Genomic DNA, 17763 nt, shown 5'->3' on the forward strand with positions numbered 1-17763 from the left:
AAAGGAACGATTAAATGGCAAATATTGTGCTTTCCATTTCAACAAATATTCAAAAAGAGGTGATGGCTTACTATGCATCGCACTTTATAGAACGAAAGGCTCCGGGAGTCATTTTTGCGGCAAAACTACCAGATACAGCCATAACTATGTATAAATCAGGCAAATTAATGTTTCAGGGGGGCGGTGCTGAACGTGAGGCAGCACGTTGGGGAACTGTTGAAAAAACTGCTACGCCACTCTCCACTATCGGGGCAAAAGGGGATGTACTGCCTAACAATTTCGCAACCATGTCTGTTTTAGGCTCAGACGAAACAGGCACAGGTGATTATTTTGGTCCAATCACTGTAGCAGCAGTATATGTGCCTACTTCCAAAATCGAACTCATGAATGAGCTTGGCGTAAAAGATTCAAAAATGCTAACAGATGACTATATGAGGAAAATTGCACCTGATTTGCGTGCAGCCTGTGTCCATAGTGTTCTCGTCTTACGCAACGAGAAATATAACAACTTACAAGCGAAAGGCTATTCCCAAGGTAAAATGAAAGCCATGATGCATAACAAGGCACTACAAAACACGCTATCAAAAATTGCTCCTGAAAAACCTGAATTTATTCTAATCGACCAGTTTGCTGAACGTGGTGTCTATTACAATTATTTAAAAAATGAACGTGACCTTGTGCAAGAGAATGTCTACTTTTCTACTAAAGCAGAACAATTACATGTAGCTGTGGCTACAGCATCTATTTTAGCTCGTGCTGCCTTTTTAAAGGAAATGGACCGTTTGAGTGACATTACAGGGCTTACATTAATGAAGGGCGCCTCTAACAAGGTAGATGTGCAAGCAGCCCGAATCTGGTGTAATCAGGGCGAAGAATTTCTACGCTCCATCACAAAATGGCATTTCGCCAACACTGATAAAGCACGGAAGATGAAGTAAATCATACTATTGGTTGCTTAAAAAAGCTTTTTTGGGGTTCCTGATGAGCGTGAGACGCATTAGGAACCTTTTTGAGCGCTTTCCTCTTTTTTGGATCACTCTTTCTTCACCTTTTGGATCATCATCTTCACCATTCTCAAACAAAAAAGACTGCCTCGTAAGACAGTCTTTTTTCATTATATTAGCGTACTTCTGTGCCTGCAATCGTAGCAATGGCTTTTAATACTTTGTTATGTGCGGCCACTACTTCTTCGTCTGTTAAAGTACGTTCTGGATCAAAATATGTGAGAGAGAAGGCAACCGATTTTTTACCTGGTTCCATTTTCTCCCCTTCGTAAACATCGAATACGCGGATATCTTTTAATAGTTTCACACCCGCTGCATCAATGGCTTCCATTACTTCGCCCGCTGTTGTTGTACGGTCCATTATAAGAGCGATATCACGAGACATAGCTGGGAAACGAGGCACTGGTGTGTAGGCAAGTGGTGCTTCTTGTGCCGTTGCATTTAATAGGGCCACTAAATTCATTTCCATTACATACGTGTCTTTTACACCCCATGCTTTTTGCTCTGCTGGGTGAAGTCCACCAATGATGCCGACTTGCTTGCCATCTAATAAAATGCTAGCTGTACGACCTGGATGTAAGCCATCCACTTGTGATTTCACAAATGTCAGGCGATTTGCTAAGCCAAGTTTGCCAATGACACCTTCGATGATACCTTTTAACACAAAGAAATCTACAGCTTTTTTCTCACCTTGCCAAGCATGGTCTAGCCATTTGCCAGTTAGTACTGCTGCCACATGCTCTTCCTCATATGGTTGCCCCTCATCTGATTGACCAAGGAACACGGAACCAATTTCATATAAAGCCACGCCTTCAGCTTGACGTGCAACATTATAAGCCGCCGCTTCGATTAAATGTGGAATAAGGCTTTGACGTAATGTAGAACGCTCCTCACTCATTGGCATAAGCAAGCGAGTTACCGGCTCTGCTTTCAAAGCAAAACGTTGTGACAATGCATCCGACGTTAACGAATAAGTTACCGCTTGATACAGGCCAGCCCCTTCCATGTAATGACGAACAACACGTCGATTTGCTTGGTAAGGTGATAAATTACCTACTTGTGTTGCACCCTCTGGTAATGTCATTGGGATTTCATCATAACCATAAAGACGAGCAATTTCCTCCACGATATCCTCTTCAATTTTAATATCTTGTCGACGTGTTGGTGCATCAATAATTAATAAACCATTTGCTGCCTCTACACCAAATTTTAAACGCTCTAAAATAGAAAGCATATCTTCTAATGCAATCTTCATACCTAAACGTTCATTAATAAAATCTGGGGAAACGACTACTCGCGCTGGTGTTTTATCTAACTCATCTACTAAACATGTACCTTCTAATACTTCACCGCCTGCTAATTCAGCAAGGAGAGCGGCAGCACGTTCGGCAGCTGGTAAGACACGATTTGGGTCTACCCCTTTTTCGAAACGAGCCGATGCATCTGAGCGTAGGCCAAGATGACGAGACGTTTGACGCACTGTTAAACCATCAAAATAGGCTGACTCAATGACAACAGTCGTTGTTGAATCTGTTACCTCTGAATTAGCACCACCCATTACACCAGCAATGGCTACTGGCTCTTTGCCATTTGTAATGACTAAATCTGAAGCTTTTAATGTACGTTCTTGGTCATCTAATGTTGTGATTTTTTCACCTTCTGTTGCTTTACGAACAACGATTTTACCCGTCGCTAGGCTATCATAGTCAAAAGCATGTAGAGGTTGACCATATTCCATTAATACATAGTTCGTTACATCTACGACATTATTGTGTGGACGTACTCCCGCAGCCATTAGACGATTTTGTAGCCACATTGGTGATTCACCAATTTTTACGTTTTTCACAACTTTTGCTACATACATAGGATTTGCTTGTAAATCTTCTACATGAAGCTTCAGGTAATCCTGTGCTTTTTCACTGGCAGTTTGATAGGAAATTTCTGGATATTTAATTTCCTCTGAAAGAATAGCACCTACTTCATATGCTACACCTAGCATTGAAAGAGCATCTGAGCGGTTTGGTGTTAGTCCTAACTCCAACACTGTATCACGTAGGCCCAATATAGCCAGTGCATCTGCCCCTACTTCTGCATCTGCTGGTAGGACGAAGATACCTTCTGAATACGCCTTAGGCACAAGCTTTCCTTCGATTCCAAGCTCTTGTAAGGAACAAATCATTCCGTTCGATTCATGACCGCGAAGTTTTGCTTTTTTGATTTTAATGCCACCTGGTAAATGTGCACCTGGACGAGCAACAATGACTTTTTGACCCGCATCAACATTCGGTGCACCACAAATTATTTGTTGAGGCTCTGCTTCGCCAACGTCAACTTGGCAAATATTTAACTTATCCGCCTCTGGATGTTTCTCCTTAGAAACTACATAACCAACTACAACTTTATCCATAGCATTAGCACGATCAATTACTGCATCTACTTCGATCCCAGAGCGTGTAATTTTTTCTGCTAATAGCTCAGGTGCTAAGTCCTGTGTATTGATATAATCTTTTAACCATTCTAATGATACTAACATGTTTTATCCCCCTTACGCTTCTGTTCGCTCAAATTGTGATAAGAAGCGAGTGTCACTTGTATAGAAATGACGAATATCGTCAACACCGTATTTCAACATCGCAATACGTTCTGCACCAATACCAAATGCAAATCCAGATACTTTCTTTGGATCATAGCCAGCCATTTCTAATACGTTTGGATGCACCATACCTGCTCCTAGAATCTCAATCCAGCCAGTGCCCTTACATACGTTACAGCCTGCTCCACCACATTTGAAACAAGAGATATCCATTTCTACTGATGGCTCAGTAAATGGGAAGAAGCTCGGACGTAGTCGAATTTCGCGGTCTGCACCAAACATTTTTTTTGCTAACGTATCTAGTGTTCCTTTTAGGTCACTCATGCGAATATTTTCGCCAATGACTAAACCTTCAATTTGCATAAACTGATGTGAATGTGTTGCATCATCATTATCACGTCGGAATACTTTACCAGGACAAATTATGCGAATCGATTCACCTTTTTTGGCTTCCATCGTACGAGCCTGTACTGGTGAAGTATGGGTACGTAATAATATTTCCTCGGAAATATAGAACGAATCTTGCATATCACGAGCTGGATGTCCTTTTGGTAAATTTAGTGCTTCAAAGTTATAGTAATCCTTCTCCACTTCTGGACCTTCAGCAATTTCATAGCCCATTCCAATAAATAAATCTTCAATTTCTTCAATGACACGTGTTAAAGGGTGACGATTCCCCACTTTAATTTCTCGACCTGGTAAAGTGACATCAATCGACTCACTCGCTAATTTTTCAGCAATGGCTGCCTCTTCCAACACGGTAATCTTTGTTTCTAATACTGCCGTTACATTTTCACGAACATTATTCACTAAAGCACCCATTTTCGGACGTTCTTCAGCTGATAATTTGCCCATCCCTTTTAGTAAATCAGTGATAGGTCCTTTTTTTCCTAAATACGCAACACGTACTTCATTCAATTCTTTTAAATTTGCAGCTGCTTCAATTTTAGCAAGTGCTTCTTGCTCTAATTGTTTTAATTGCTCTTCCATGTTAAAACCTCCTCAGAAAATAAATGCCTGCTTTTTAGGCATAAAAAAACTCGCCCCTAAAAAGGGACGAGGACATTTTCGCGGTACCACCCTAGTTATTGCAAAGCAAAGCCTTACAATCACTTCATTGACATAACGACTTGATAAAGCCGGCTTACCTTTACAGCATTACACTGGTCCCGGTAGCTGCTCGCGGGCTGAATTCAAAACTGCATTGATACGGCGTTGGCTCTCAATCTCTGGCCTACGCTCCCTGTCGTCCATTCACAATCTTTACTACTTCCCGGTCAAAGCATTTATTATTTAAACATACATTTTAGAATAAATTATACAATAATGGGCTGTAGCAAATCAAGAGACAACTGCCTCAATCCCACAATGAACAATTAATTACTTGGCAAAGCCATATAAAACAATACCTGTTGCTACTGCGACATTTAATGATTCAGCCTGTCCAAAAAGAGGAATGATCATATTTTGATCTGTCATCGCTAATAACTGAGGCTGAATGCCACTTCCTTCATTCCCCATAATAATCGCAAATGCACCCGTATGCTGAATATCACTATATGGCACCGCTTCCTCGTCTAATGCAGTACCAAATACTGGTACACCTTGATCCTGTAATATATCTATCGATTCTGCTAAATCTCCACGCACTACCGGAATATGGAAATGGGAGCCTTGAGCAGCACGAAGTGTTTTAGGATTATAAAGATCGGCACAGCCTTTTCCTAAAATTACAGCATCTAAACCTGCAGCATCTGCTGTACGAATCATCGTTCCAATGTTACCAGGATCTTGGACAGCATCAATTAATAACACTTTTCGCCAAGTAGTCATCACATTATCCTCTAAGACGGGCTGTTTACATACAGCAAAAACACCTTGAGAAGTTTCTGTCTCCGCGAATTCCTTCGCTACCGCAGTCGATACCTCTACAATAGCTATATCATCGATTGGCCATAACATTGGTAAATCTATACCTTCACGCACTATAATTTGTAATACTTGCTTTTTATTTTTTAATGCTTCTTCAACAAGATGAAAGCCTTCTACTAGGAATTCACCCGAACGTTCACGCTCTTTTCTTGTTGTTGCTAACTTTTTCCAATATTTCACTAACGCATTTTGCGTAGATTCAATTCTCTTCATCGTACCTCTTACCGCCTTTTTCCTATATATTGACCACTATTATACCCTACGAAATGGCAAATTTCATAGCTAAGTAAGAAAACTGTTATTTTCCTGTGGTGGCAAGTGGCGTACAACTTAAACATGCTATAATCATACACATCTAATGAAGACACAAAGTGAGGTATATAATGAAAAAAACAATACATGTAGTAGGGGCTATTATTGAAAATGAGCAACAAGAAATTTTCTGTGCTTTAAGAAATCCCCAAATGGTATTAGCAAACTATTGGGAATTCCCTGGCGGTAAAATAGAGCAGGGTGAAACACCTGAACAGGCACTTTATCGAGAAATCCTTGAGGAATTTAACTGTCTGATTCAAGTAGGTAAACTAGTGGCTGTAACACTCCATGAATACGAACAATTTTTTGTTCATTTAGAAACATACAAAGCTTCAATTATAAAAGGCACACCCCAAATTCTAGAACATGCTGAAGCAAGATGGGTTCCCCGCAACCAATTGCTTGACCTCCCATTTGCCCCAGCAGATCTTCCTTCTATTCAAAAATTAATAGCCGAATTGTAAAGGCTATTCACTTTATCTCATGAAAATGAGTGACTTTGTTTCGTCCATGCTCTTTCGATCCATACAATGCTTTATCTGCTTTTTTTATCAATGTCGTCTCTGTATCTTCTGAAGTTACTGTGGCAATTCCCATACTGATCGTAAGATGACCTGTTGGCCAACCATCCTGCTCCACGGTGTGCCTAATTTTTTCGCCGATTTCTTTTGCAACAGGTATCTCGGTCTCTGGTAAGATGATCATAAACTCCTCCCCACCATAACGAGCGACGATATCTTCCAGACGTACTTGTATTTGTAATAGTTGTGCCAATTGAACGAGGACATCGTCTCCAATTTGATGACCATATGTATCATTGACCTTTTTGAAATGATCGATATCTAAAATGCATAACGAAAAAGGTACTGCTGTCTCATGAAAACGATTAAAATGTTGTTCGAGTTGTTCCTGGAAAAATCTCCTGTTTTTCAAGCCAGTCAGTTTATCAGTCATTGATAATTCTACTAAAGCAGCATTCATTTCCAATAATTTCGCCTGTTGAAGTTCTATTTCTACATGAATTTGCTCCAAATTAGCTAATGCACGATCCTTTTCTTGGTAGGCAGCCTCAAGTAGTTTTTTGGCTGATCGTAATTCTTGTTCATAATCTATGCGCTTTTTCATCTTTACTAAAATACAATCAATGCGCTCTACCAAATCCTCTTTGTACAATTTAGCATTCATTAAAAACGGAACCGACATTCCGTCCTTCTGTTTGAGATGAATGAATAATTCCTCTACTTGCCCCTCTAGATTAATCGTAGGATAAAAATAAGAGTGAAAAATCATCTTATTGGGCGTAGATAGAAGAATTTCTAGATGCATATGTAATAATTCCTCTTGCTCATAGCCGATCCAATCTAGCAGGGTTTGATTGATTTCTGAAATAAGCCCTTCATGTGTGATGGAAAGAAATCCACATGGTGCATTGTTGAGTCGTTTTTCCATTGTTGAAAATCCTTTCATTTTTCCTTACAAAAAATCTGCAATACATTGTATCGTTTCATTTGGGTGACTAATATGTGGATAATGACCTTTTGCTTCCATTAATTGTAACGTGCTATTTTTGAGATGCTGATGTAAATAATCCCCTACACTAATTGGCACAATACTATCTTCCGAGCATTGGATAATTAACGAAGGAACGGAGACCTTTGGTAATTCACTTCGATGATCAGATAAAAATGTGACCTCAGCAAATTCTTTTGCAATGATAGGGTCTGCTGCTATAAAGGTTTGCTTCAGTTCCTGTGTTAATGCTGGCTGATCAGGGTTACTCATTGCAATAGGTGCCATATAGCTAGCCCAACCTGTAAAGTTCATTTCCATCATGTCTAGTAACTCTGCTATATCACTTCGCTCAAATCCCCCTCGATAACCATCATCATTTAAATAACAGGGAGAAGGACCAATCATAATCAATTTCTTAAAATAGTCAGGGTGCTGGATAGATGCGAGCAGTCCTATCATGGCACTAATGGAATGCCCTACAAAAATACTATTTTGTAATGATAGCGTTTCAATAATGTCCAATAAATCTTGTACATAGCCCTGTAACGATTGATATTTTTCTGATGAATAGGCATTTATATCTGAGTTACCTGAGCCTACATAATCAAATAATATAATCTTATATTTGTCCATAAATGCAGGTGTAATGAAACGCCACATATTTTGATCACAGCCAAATCCATGTGCAAAAATAAGCGGTTGGTCTCCATGTCCGAGTATTGTTACATTATTACGAACAACAATATTTTCCATTCCAATCATCCTTTTAGAAATATATGTAATAGTTTTATTGTGACCCCTTATACAGTATTTATCAAGCTAAAACGTGAAAATCAAAAAGAAGCAGGAGTGCCGCTTCACCTGCTCCATTCTCCAGCTACAACCACTTTCTTATAGGTGGGATACTCTGCTGAAATTGAAATACATTATAGGGATCATATTTTGTTTTCACTTCACGAAGCCTTCTAAAATTGCGTCCGTAATAGGCTGTATGCCAGTTCTTAATATATCGATCTGGAAAATTCACATAATCACCAGACGTATAAGGTGATAAAGCTTGACGTAAATTTTCTACCCACTTAATATTTTGTTCTTCCTCTTTTGGGTTTTTCCAGGAAGTATTATATTCTTGAGCTATTATCGCATTGCGATAGTAATAGGCTGTATGCTGGGGAGCAATTTCACCTACTGCTCCTCTTAAAGACTGTTGCCATATTGTTGTATTTGAATTAGGTGCATGGGCTAAAAATTCTTTCATTCTCTGAATCGCCTTATATGGAAACGGTCTCTCCAAAAATGACCCTGATCTTTTTCGAAAGGCAGGCTGATTACCGCTTGGTAAATCAAAAAATTCTATTGCCTTGCTATATGGCACTTCCTTTATCCAAATACTTGTTGGCAAGCCTGTTTTTCTAAGAGGGCGAAGCAATTTCTTTAATTCAGCTGCTGTTCCTATAAACTCACCTTGTGCGACTATCTCACCTACTTCCTTTGTTTTTAGCTCAATCTGTGAGGTTAGACGCTTATCTGTATAGGGAGCCCATTTTTGCCATGCATCAAAGGCCACTTCAAAGTCATCCCATCCCCATGTAATAGAAAAGAGTGATACGTCATTAATCGCATGAAGCTTGAATGTCAAAGAAGTGACGATACCAAAATTGCCGCCTCCTCCACCACGACTTGCCCAAAAAAGATCATGATGTTGTTGCTTATTCGCTCTGATTACCTGAGCACCCTCCTGTTCACTAGCAACCACCGCTTCGATTTCAATAAGATTGTCACAAGTTAATACAAACGGTCGTGATAGCATCCCAATCCCTCCACCAAGGGTTAAACCGACCACCCCAACACTACTTTCTGTACCAGCAGGAATGGTAACACCATGCTCCCATAATGTACGGTATACGTTTCCCATATTAGCTCCAGCATCAATCCTAGCCGTCATTTCTGAGAGATTTACCGAAATATCATTCATATCACTTACATCAATGACAAGCCCTTTATTTACTAAAGAAAAATTTTCATAGCTATGACGACCACTTCGAATTCTGAAAGGCTCATTGTTTTCTCTAGCCCATTTTAAGGCATTAACCACATCTTTCGTTTTTTGACAAAACACAATGACACTCGGATATTTGGGATTAGTTAAATTATTATTCGTTCTCGCTTGTTCATAATCCGAATCTTCAGGCGTGACGATTCTTCCTGTGAGCTTCGCCTTTTTCAACATCAAGCCCCTTTCTCACAATGATACTTATCCTATGCAACTCATTGAGAAAGAATTTGACTTTTCAACTATTTTACTGGACTCACACTAAAATACTCTTTTTCACACTTGAAACATATGATGCACTAATAACAACGTGTTGGAGGTGTTCTATGCTTATCCATGTGGTAAGTGCTGGCGAAACACTGTGGCAAATCGCTAATCGTTATGCTGTACCCGTTCAATCTATTAGCCAATTAAATGCATTAGCTACTCCTGATCAATTAGCCATCGGACAATCACTGGTTATCCCTTCTCCTTATACAATTTATACCGTTCAAAAAGGAGATACGTTATGGTCAATCGCACAGAAATTTAGCGTTCCCTTGCAATCTATCATATTAGAAAATCATCTAACGAATCCCGATCAATTAACACCAGGAACGAAATTAATTATTCCACCCATTGTTCATATCGTGCAGCCAGGAGAAACTTTATGGCAAATAGCACAGCGCTATGGTACGACCGTTCAAGCCATTGCTATAGAAAATAAACTAAACAATCCCAATATGCTTTATGTTGGTTCACAATTGATGATTCCCAGAAAATTACCAACGATTGAAGTCAATGCTTATTCCTACCAACCTTCAGATGAAGCTGTAGACTCCATTAATGCTATTGGTCATCTACTAACTTATTTTAGTCCTTTTGCTTATAAGATGAAGGAAGATGGGACATTACAGCCCATTCATGATGAAAATATGATAGCGGCAGCAAAGGCTAAGCATATTATCCCTATGTTAACGCTCACTAATTTTACTTCTACAGAAGAAGGCTCTAATTTAGCACATGTCGTCTTGTCCAATGCAGAGTTACGTAAAAAGGTCATGAATAATGTATTACAGGTGATGCAAGATAAAGGTTATCAAGTATTAAATATTGATTTTGAAAATGTTTTACCTGCTGATCGTGAAAATTTCAATGCCTTTATTCAACTGGCTGTAGATACACTTCATCCAAAAGGCTATTTGGTTTCAACAGCACTCGCCCCTAAAACAAGCGCTTCACAAACTGGGACATTATATGAAGCGCATGATTACGAAGCACATGGGAGAATAGCAGATTTTGTTGTATTAATGACATATGAATGGGGCTATCGTCTTGGCCCTCCACAAGCCATTTCCCCGATTAATGAAATGCGAAGAGTCGTGGAGTATGCTTTAACTGAAATACCGGCTGATAAAATCTTATTGGGCTTTGAGTTGTATGCGCGTGATTGGCTCTTACCTCATGTCAAAGGCCAGGAAGCCGAAACGTTTAGCCCACAGGAAGCGCTCAATAGGGCCATCAAGTACGGGGCAACAATCCAATATGATCCAACGGCCCAATCTCCTTTTTATCGATATGTTGATGAGCAAGGAAGGCAGCACGAGGTATGGTTTGAAGATGCGAGAAGTGCACAAGCCAAATTCGACATGACTAAACATTACAATTTACGTGGCATTAGTTATTGGGCATTAGGATTCCCGTTTCCTCAAAATTGGGTTTTATTAAACGATAATTTTTCTGTTAAAAAATCTTAATACACATTATTGTTCGCAATCAACAAAGAGCTATGCGAATTTTTCCTTGTGAAGTGCGATCTGTGCTGACGGGATAAAAAGTTCATTTCAAAGCCATATTAATGTATATCAACAGGAAAGGAGCAACTCACATGGGAAGAGACAATAAACAAGGTCAAAGCAATAATAAAGGCTCATTACCTCAAACGCCAAAAAACCAAAAGATTGCACCAAACAAGGTGAGTGAGGAATTTTCTCAAGAGTTTATGGAGCTAATTAACACAGTCACGCAAAATAAGAATAAGCAGAAAAAATAAGGGGGGGCTTCAGTTGGATTTTCAACGTGCACAAGAAATTGTCGCCTCACCTTTAGAATTTGAAGTGAGCTATAATGGCGTTTCCATCTGGATCGATCAGCTCCACGATGATGAAAAAACAGCGACAGTTCACCTACGCCGTTCTTTAGAAGAGCGATCTGAAGTAGCTATATCCGAATTAAAAGAAGAATATCTCGTTCACTAAAAGCAAGAACCTGCTTACTCAATAGTAATAAGCAGGTTCTTTTTTTAAATACTATAATCTTCAATATATTGAAGTTGTGTTAATACTTCCTCCACACGATGATGTAAATCTTTATAGGTTTCGGTAATTTGCTGTGGGGATATTGGCTTACTGAATAGATAGCCCTGAATATAATCACAGCCACCATCTATTAGAAAAGATAATTGCTCCACTTCTTCAATGCCCTCTGCCACAACCTTCAAACGTAAATGTTTAGCCATCGAAATAATCATGGAAACAAGTGCTTCATCATTTGGATTATGTGGCACGTTTCTCACAAATGTGCGGTCAATTTTTAAACAATCAATTGGGAATTCCTTTAAATAAGATAGAGAGGAATAACCTGTTCCAAAATCATCTACAGCAATTTGGATGCCTAATGCCTTTAACTCATGTAATAGCTGTGTCATTTGATCAATATTCATCGTCATACTTTCTGTAATTTCTAATTGTAAAAATGACGGATCTAAATTGGTACGATGTAAAATATCTTGTACCATTTCTACTAAATCCTGTTGAAATAACTGGCCAAGTGATAAATTCACTGCCACTTTCATCGAAGGTAAGCCTTGTTTCTCCCATATTTTCGCTTGAGTGCATGCGGTTTCTAAAATCCATTTACCTAGTGGGATAATAAGGCCACATTCTTCAGCAATAGGAATAAAGATATCAGGTGGAACAAAGCCCCGAGTTGGATGACGCCAGCGAACCAAAGCTTCGACCGATTCAATGGTGCCTGTTTTTAAGTTGACCTGTGGTTGATAGTCTAAATAAAATTCATTATTGGCTAACGCATTATGTAAGTCTTGCTCTAACAATATTCGATCTGCAATACCTTTAGACATGTACGGTTTATAAAAAAGAAATCTTTGAGGTATTTGTCTAGCTTCTCGCATCGCTAACTGTGCATGCATTAATAGCTCTTCACCAGTCCATTGCTCCTCATAGAGAGCAATCCCAATATTTAGACTGCCATTCAATGAAAGTAATTGGACCTGTAAAGGATCTGTCATGGCACTTTTAAGATTTAAGCAAAATTGTAGTAGTTCCTCAATCGTCTTTACATGGTCAATATAAATAACAAATTGTCCTTCACGCAGTTTAGTTGCAAAATAATGGGGAGGTACAATCGATTGAATTCGCTCTGCAACAAGTTTCATCATTTTATTAGAGTTACTAATCCCAATGGACGAACGAATCGCCGCAAAGCGATCAATTTCTATGGCAATGATAGCCTTTTGCGCTTTATGTTCATGTAAATTTTCTTTTAACGTCTTAAGTAAAAAATGTTCATTTGGCAACAATGTAATATCATCATGATAAGCTTGAAATCGAAGCTCCTTTTGAGATTGTTCAAGATCCTTTTTAATTTTCAACAGCTGCTGAAAGGGTTTTTCCACAGATGTATAATAAATCGCCTTTAGGAAAAAATAGAATGCTAAAAACTGATAGATCAGTGCTGAGAAATCCCATATCGCATTTTGATCTTGACTAACAATAAAGAAGACATCACTCACAATAAGGGAAATAGCTGCGCTAATTAGCCACATGGAACGCTTTGGTAATTTTTTTACATATGTACTAACAATAGCAATGGTTAAAATTTGAAGAATAATAGCAATTAGGTGTACCATATTATCAATCGTATCTAACCAATTTTTAGGCAATACTTTGGGCGAATTATAGGCCAGAAAAACGCTTCCTAGAACGAAAAGCATCGAACAACCATATGTCAGTATCCGATGATTCATGGTTAATCGCTTTTTAGGGTTTAAAATAATAAGTATAAATCCAATGGCTAAGTATAAACGCATTAATATATGTAGGGGCTCGTTCATAAAGTACCATTCTCTAGATTGGCTAAAAAACAAGCTAACTAATTCTAATAAGGCAATAATGAAAAACATGTTTCCTATGTATAAAGTTTGATTGGATAATAAGTGTGAAAATACTAAATAGGATTGGATCGCAATTGCCATTGTAAAAACAATGATTAATATTTGTATCACCAATTTCATATCTTGATACATGTTACCTTGGAAAACACCATATATTTGATTGCTAAAGCTCAGTAATGGTATGACAAGTAATAAGGGTAATACCATGTACCAAATTTCTTTTTTCTCTATCTGATTAAACCATCTCTCCACTCCAAACCCTCCATACTACTATATAAACATTCACTAGGAAATTTTATCTATCTATATCGATTATTTAAATTTGAATTGTATATTTCTTTGACTTCTTACAAATCATAACACTTTTATCGGAATTTGTATGCACCTATGTGAAGTATGCTAATATTCATTTTATTTCAATATTAGCATACTTTTGATATTTTTAGTTCTTTATTCCACCCTGGAAAGTTGACGTTTCAATCTCTGAATGATTCTACCTCTTCTTTTTTTAATAGCAACAGCGGATAAGCCTAATGCATTAGCTATTTCTTGATCACTGTAACCTTCTACATAATAAAGTAGTAATATTTCTCTTTCTATCTGCTTAAGCTGAGACAACTTAATTTCAAGTAAGCTAGGATTTTTTTGATTGTCCCATCCCTCCAAGTCACTAAGAATAAAATTAAGTGTTTCACCATCAACAACCGTTATTCGCTCTGAATAGTTTTTTTCCTTTGATAATTCATTTAGAATCTCACCTTTTATCGAAGAATAAAGATAAGCAGAAAATTGTCCCTTTGCTGGATCTGCTTTTAGCCATGCCCTCCATACCGCAATAGAAGCAATATGACGATAGTAATCAAAATCCTTGTAAATATGAAGCTGCTTAAAAATGGCTGTAATCATTGGTTGCACAGCCTCTAAAATTTCTTCAAAAGATTGTGTGAATGAAAGCTTGTGATTGTTGCGAATGGACATACCACTCTTCCTGTCAACTGTGCACAGTTTAATATTCCTAGGTAACACAATCTTAGACTGTCATGTTGTTTGAGAGCTAATGCCCATTTTCAACATTTCAGCGCGCAGAAAGAATAAAATGCCTGGCATATTTAGTCATAATTCCTCTAAAGTTATTGCAAAAATTATCTATTTTCTTTGGTATTTCATACATATTTAAACGATAGTTGGACAAATTACTACTAAGGAGGCGATATAGATGAATTTTCAAATAAGAGATGCAATTACAGCGAATGTACATGGTCAATCTGCCGCAGAATTCAAAGACATTGTGGAAGATGCTATTAATCGTGGAGAAGAGCATTTATTACCAGGGCTTGGGGTGTTTTTTGAAAAATGGTGGAAGCAATCCAGTCCATCTGAACAAGATGAATTTGTTCAAAAACTAGAAAAAGTATTTGCTAACTGATTTTTAATGAACTGTGCATTCCATTTCCAATAAATGCGTGATAAAGTTTTACTTATCAGAAAATTTGGAGGGATTGGAATGACTGTTGCAGTAGAATTACTTGTCAATCAACTCAAACAGGTTTTATTAGAAGAACAAGTGTCAACAAACGAAACGGTACGACAGCTACATGGAAAGGATGAATCACATCATATGATGAGATTACCTGATATCGTTGTCTTTCCCCGTTCCACAGCTGATGTCAGTGCCATCTTAAAAATTGCACATGCTCAACGTGTACCAGTTGTACCATTCGGTGTTGGCTCCAGCTTAGAAGGAAACGCGATTCCTATTGCACATGGTATTTCTATTGATTTCTCTGAAATGAATACGATTTTAGAAGTTCGACCTGACGACCTTCTTGTAAAAGTTCAGCCTGGCGTGACACGCTCTCAACTGAATAAGGAGTTAAAAAAACACGGGCTACAATTCACAGTGGATCCAGGTGCAGATGCAACACTAGGTGGCATGGCTGCGACGAATGCGAGTGGTACGACTGCTGTGCGTTACGGTGTTATGCGTGATCAGGTTCGTGATTTAGAGGTTGTCCTTGCAGATGGCTCTGTCATCCATACAGGTAATTTAGCCGCGAAATCCTCTTCTGGTTATCATTTGAATGGACTATTTGTTGGCTCAGAAGGAACACTTGGCTGCTTTACGGAGTTAACGTTAAAAGTGTATGGGATACCTGAATTTGTGATAGCAGGGCGAGCTGTTTTTGACACAGTTGGAGATGCTGTGAGTGCTGTTACCGCCTTATTACAGGCTGGTATTTCAATTGGTCGAGTGGAATTGGTCGATGAATCCTCTATGAAGCAGGCCAATGTCTATAACGATACATCCTTTAGCGAAAAACCAACATTGTTTTTAGAATTCCATGGAAACGAAGCGGGTATGCATGCGGACATCGCATTTGCTACAGAAATTTTTGAGGACTACAGCTGTCTATCCGTCGAATTCGAGCAAGATAATGCTGCTCGTAACAAGCTTTGGGAAGCACGACATTCTTTAGCCTATGCATATATTCATGCTTATCCTGGTAAGAAGCTCATGTCAACGGATGTCTGTGTACCAATCTCTGTGCTTGCCGAAACCATTTTATATGCACGAGAACAGCTTGATCATGTTGGACTCGCAGGTGGGCTTGTTGGCCACGTGGGCGATGGAAATTTCCATGCACTTTTAATGTTAAATCCAAATGACGCCGAGGAGCAGGTAAAAGCGGATCGCTTCAATGAACAAATCGTGCAATATGCACTACTTCGAGGTGGTACATGTACGGGCGAGCATGGTGTTGGCATTGGGAAAATGAAATATCAAGCCACTGAGCATGGTACCTCTTTAGTCGTCATGAAAAGCATAAAAGCAGCGCTTGATCCACTTAACATTATGAATCCAGGAAAGATTTTCACTCTATAATTAACATTAAAACCCGCTGATTGACTAGAGCATCAGCGGGTTTATCATTATAAATCATAACGGAAGCTCTTGACTAATATATCTCCCTTGTAAAATTCCTTCGACTCATCTCGCACAAAACCTAATGATAAGTAAAGATTAATGGCTGCCTGCATCATATCACCTGAGTGTAAATAAAGTGCCTGATCCTGTCTCTTTCTAGCAAAGGCAAAACTTTCATTTAATAATTTCTTAGCAACCCCTTGCCCTCTTCCTTTTGGATGCACACCTAATAAGCGCACAATCGTCGATTGAATATTTAGCTCTGGCAAGCCATACGCTTTCCCTGCATCTGTAAATAGTTGTAATCCACCTAATATGTCATCTCCGCGTTTTGCAATAAGAATTGTCTCTGCATTCGGATTACCAACCGAAGCACGGATATCACTTAAATATGATTGCCAGTGCTCTGGGTCTTCATAGTCCTTTTCATATTGCGCATAGCTCTCAACTAAAACCTCAAGATAGCTTGCATAATCTTCCTCTTGTAAATGTTCAATCACAATATCCGCTACTGTCATTCTAATTTCCCCTTTCTATGATGAAAAACCGCCCTTACTATAGGCTGTTACTCTTTTTTCAATACGGTGTGAAACCCATTCTACTATGATGGAAATTCCCCAATAAATAAGACCAACAGCAATAAATGACTCTAAAAACTTTAAGTTCATGGAAGCAATAATATTTGCCACACCGGTCAATTCTTTAATGGATAGGAAAAATGCTAATGATGTAGCATGTAAAAAACCAATAAAAACATTCGTCAAGTTGGGAATAGATTGCCCAAATGCTTGTGGTAAAATATAACGTCGCATCGCTTGAGGAAATGTTAATCCAATCGCATATGCTGCTTCTAATTGTCCTTTAGGTACAGCTAATATCCCTGAACGAATAATTTCTGAGGCATAAGCCCCTGCACTAAGTGTTAAGGCTAGTATGACAAAAAATAAAATAGGAATAGAATTTGATTGTATCTTTAAATGAAGCAAATTAGCTACACTATCAACTAGCATTGGCAAGCCAAAATAAACGAGCATGATATGCATAATGATAGGTGTTCCTCTGAAAAATGAAACATAAAAATTAAGGACAGACGAGACTATTTTTATCTGTTGAATGCGCACGAAAGCTACACTTATGCCAATAACGATTCCTAATAAAACAGGTGTAATAGTCATGAATAAGGTTAACGGTATTACTTTACTAATTTCTCGTAATGCTTCTACTATAAAAGCGATATCAATGGTCATAGCATAT

At 38.5% G+C, this 17763-nt stretch carries 17 protein-coding genes and 1 other annotated feature; of the genes, 7 read left to right on the forward strand and 10 right to left on the reverse strand.

Annotated features, from left to right (window positions below):
- The first annotated feature begins 14 nt into the window (after positions 1 to 14).
- A complete protein-coding gene (gene rnhC, locus QH639_RS11380) occupies positions 15 to 938 on the forward strand; it encodes a ribonuclease HIII (protein ID WP_281116066.1) in 924 nt (307 codons plus the stop codon).
- 181 nt (positions 939 to 1119) lie between these two features.
- On the opposite strand, the gene pheT is transcribed toward rnhC, so the two are convergent.
- The 3 genes from pheT to QH639_RS11395 all read right to left on the reverse strand — a co-directional run bounded on the left by pheT (position 1120) and on the right by QH639_RS11395 (position 5742).
- Entirely contained in the window at positions 1120 to 3537 is a 2418-nt protein-coding gene (gene pheT / locus QH639_RS11385) for a phenylalanine--tRNA ligase subunit beta (protein ID WP_237898413.1), read from the reverse strand.
- Positions 3538 to 3549: 12 nt separating this feature from the next.
- A complete protein-coding gene (gene pheS, locus QH639_RS11390) occupies positions 3550 to 4587 on the reverse strand; it encodes a phenylalanine--tRNA ligase subunit alpha (protein WP_004226385.1) in 1038 nt (345 codons plus the stop codon).
- Positions 4588 to 4646: 59 nt separating this feature from the next.
- Positions 4647 to 4887 (reverse strand) — a binding site (T-box leader).
- Positions 4888 to 4977: 90 nt separating this feature from the next.
- On the reverse strand, positions 4978 to 5742 hold the full coding sequence (locus tag QH639_RS11395) for a TrmH family RNA methyltransferase (RefSeq protein WP_131521377.1): 765 nt from the start codon (positions 5740 to 5742) through the stop codon (positions 4978 to 4980).
- Positions 5743 to 5912: 170 nt separating this feature from the next.
- On the opposite strand from QH639_RS11395, the gene QH639_RS11400 reads away from it, so the two are divergent.
- Entirely contained in the window at positions 5913 to 6308 is a 396-nt protein-coding gene (locus QH639_RS11400; RefSeq protein ID WP_131521376.1) for a (deoxy)nucleoside triphosphate pyrophosphohydrolase, read from the forward strand.
- Between the two features lie 7 nt (positions 6309 to 6315).
- Here QH639_RS11400 and QH639_RS11405 read toward each other — a convergent pair whose 3' ends face one another.
- The 3 genes from QH639_RS11405 to QH639_RS11415 all read right to left on the reverse strand — a co-directional run bounded on the left by QH639_RS11405 (position 6316) and on the right by QH639_RS11415 (position 9583).
- The gene (locus tag QH639_RS11405) at positions 6316 to 7293 is read right to left on the reverse strand and encodes a sensor domain-containing diguanylate cyclase (RefSeq protein ID WP_131521375.1); all 978 of its coding nucleotides are present in this window, start codon (positions 7291 to 7293) and stop codon (positions 6316 to 6318) included.
- 24 nt (positions 7294 to 7317) lie between these two features.
- Positions 7318 to 8109 (reverse strand): alpha/beta fold hydrolase, encoded by a 792-nt coding sequence (locus tag QH639_RS11410; RefSeq protein ID WP_131521374.1) that lies wholly within the window; start codon positions 8107 to 8109, stop codon positions 7318 to 7320.
- A gap of 124 nt (positions 8110 to 8233) precedes the next feature.
- Positions 8234 to 9583 carry an FAD-binding oxidoreductase gene (locus QH639_RS11415; protein WP_281116193.1) on the reverse strand — a complete coding sequence of 450 codons (1350 nt, stop codon included), beginning with the start codon at positions 9581 to 9583 and terminating at the stop codon, positions 8234 to 8236.
- A gap of 152 nt (positions 9584 to 9735) precedes the next feature.
- On the opposite strand from QH639_RS11415, the gene QH639_RS11420 reads away from it, so the two are divergent.
- From QH639_RS11420 to QH639_RS11430, 3 genes are all read left to right on the forward strand, one after another.
- On the forward strand, positions 9736 to 11145 hold the full coding sequence (locus QH639_RS11420; protein ID WP_281116067.1) for a glycoside hydrolase family 18 protein: 1410 nt from the start codon (positions 9736 to 9738) through the stop codon (positions 11143 to 11145).
- Positions 11146 to 11276: 131 nt separating this feature from the next.
- Positions 11277 to 11441 (forward strand): YfhD family protein, encoded by a 165-nt coding sequence (locus QH639_RS11425; RefSeq protein ID WP_004226371.1) that lies wholly within the window; start codon positions 11277 to 11279, stop codon positions 11439 to 11441.
- 13 nt (positions 11442 to 11454) lie between these two features.
- The gene (locus QH639_RS11430; protein ID WP_004226369.1) at positions 11455 to 11646 is read left to right on the forward strand and encodes an H-type small acid-soluble spore protein; all 192 of its coding nucleotides are present in this window, start codon (positions 11455 to 11457) and stop codon (positions 11644 to 11646) included.
- 44 nt (positions 11647 to 11690) lie between these two features.
- Here the strand turns inward: QH639_RS11430 and QH639_RS11435 are convergent, their stop codons facing one another.
- Both QH639_RS11435 and QH639_RS11440 read right to left on the reverse strand, forming a co-directional pair.
- A complete protein-coding gene (locus QH639_RS11435) occupies positions 11691 to 13835 on the reverse strand; it encodes a bifunctional diguanylate cyclase/phosphodiesterase (RefSeq protein ID WP_281116068.1) in 2145 nt (714 codons plus the stop codon).
- A gap of 198 nt (positions 13836 to 14033) precedes the next feature.
- On the reverse strand, positions 14034 to 14561 hold the full coding sequence (locus QH639_RS11440; protein WP_237898428.1) for an RNA polymerase sigma factor: 528 nt from the start codon (positions 14559 to 14561) through the stop codon (positions 14034 to 14036).
- A gap of 238 nt (positions 14562 to 14799) precedes the next feature.
- On the opposite strand from QH639_RS11440, the gene sspI reads away from it, so the two are divergent.
- Both sspI and QH639_RS11450 read left to right on the forward strand, forming a co-directional pair.
- Entirely contained in the window at positions 14800 to 15009 is a 210-nt protein-coding gene (gene sspI / locus QH639_RS11445) for a small acid-soluble spore protein SspI (RefSeq protein WP_004226361.1), read from the forward strand.
- A gap of 78 nt (positions 15010 to 15087) precedes the next feature.
- Positions 15088 to 16467, forward strand: coding sequence for an FAD-binding oxidoreductase (locus QH639_RS11450; protein ID WP_131521370.1), 1380 nt, complete (start codon positions 15088 to 15090; stop codon positions 16465 to 16467).
- A 47-nt stretch (positions 16468 to 16514) separates the two neighbouring features.
- Here QH639_RS11450 and QH639_RS11455 read toward each other — a convergent pair whose 3' ends face one another.
- Complete coding sequence (locus tag QH639_RS11455; RefSeq protein ID WP_131521369.1) at positions 16515 to 17027, reverse strand: GNAT family N-acetyltransferase; 513 nt, start codon at positions 17025 to 17027, stop codon at positions 16515 to 16517.
- Between the two features lie 15 nt (positions 17028 to 17042).
- Complete coding sequence (locus QH639_RS11460; RefSeq protein ID WP_131521368.1) at positions 17043 to 17756, reverse strand: amino acid ABC transporter permease; 714 nt, start codon at positions 17754 to 17756, stop codon at positions 17043 to 17045.
- Between the last annotated feature and the right edge of the window lie 7 nt (positions 17757 to 17763).

It is taken from the genome of Lysinibacillus sp. 1 U-2021, from assembly GCF_029916965.1.
Taxonomy (GTDB): Bacteria; Bacillota; Bacilli; order Bacillales_A; family Planococcaceae; genus Lysinibacillus; species Lysinibacillus capsici.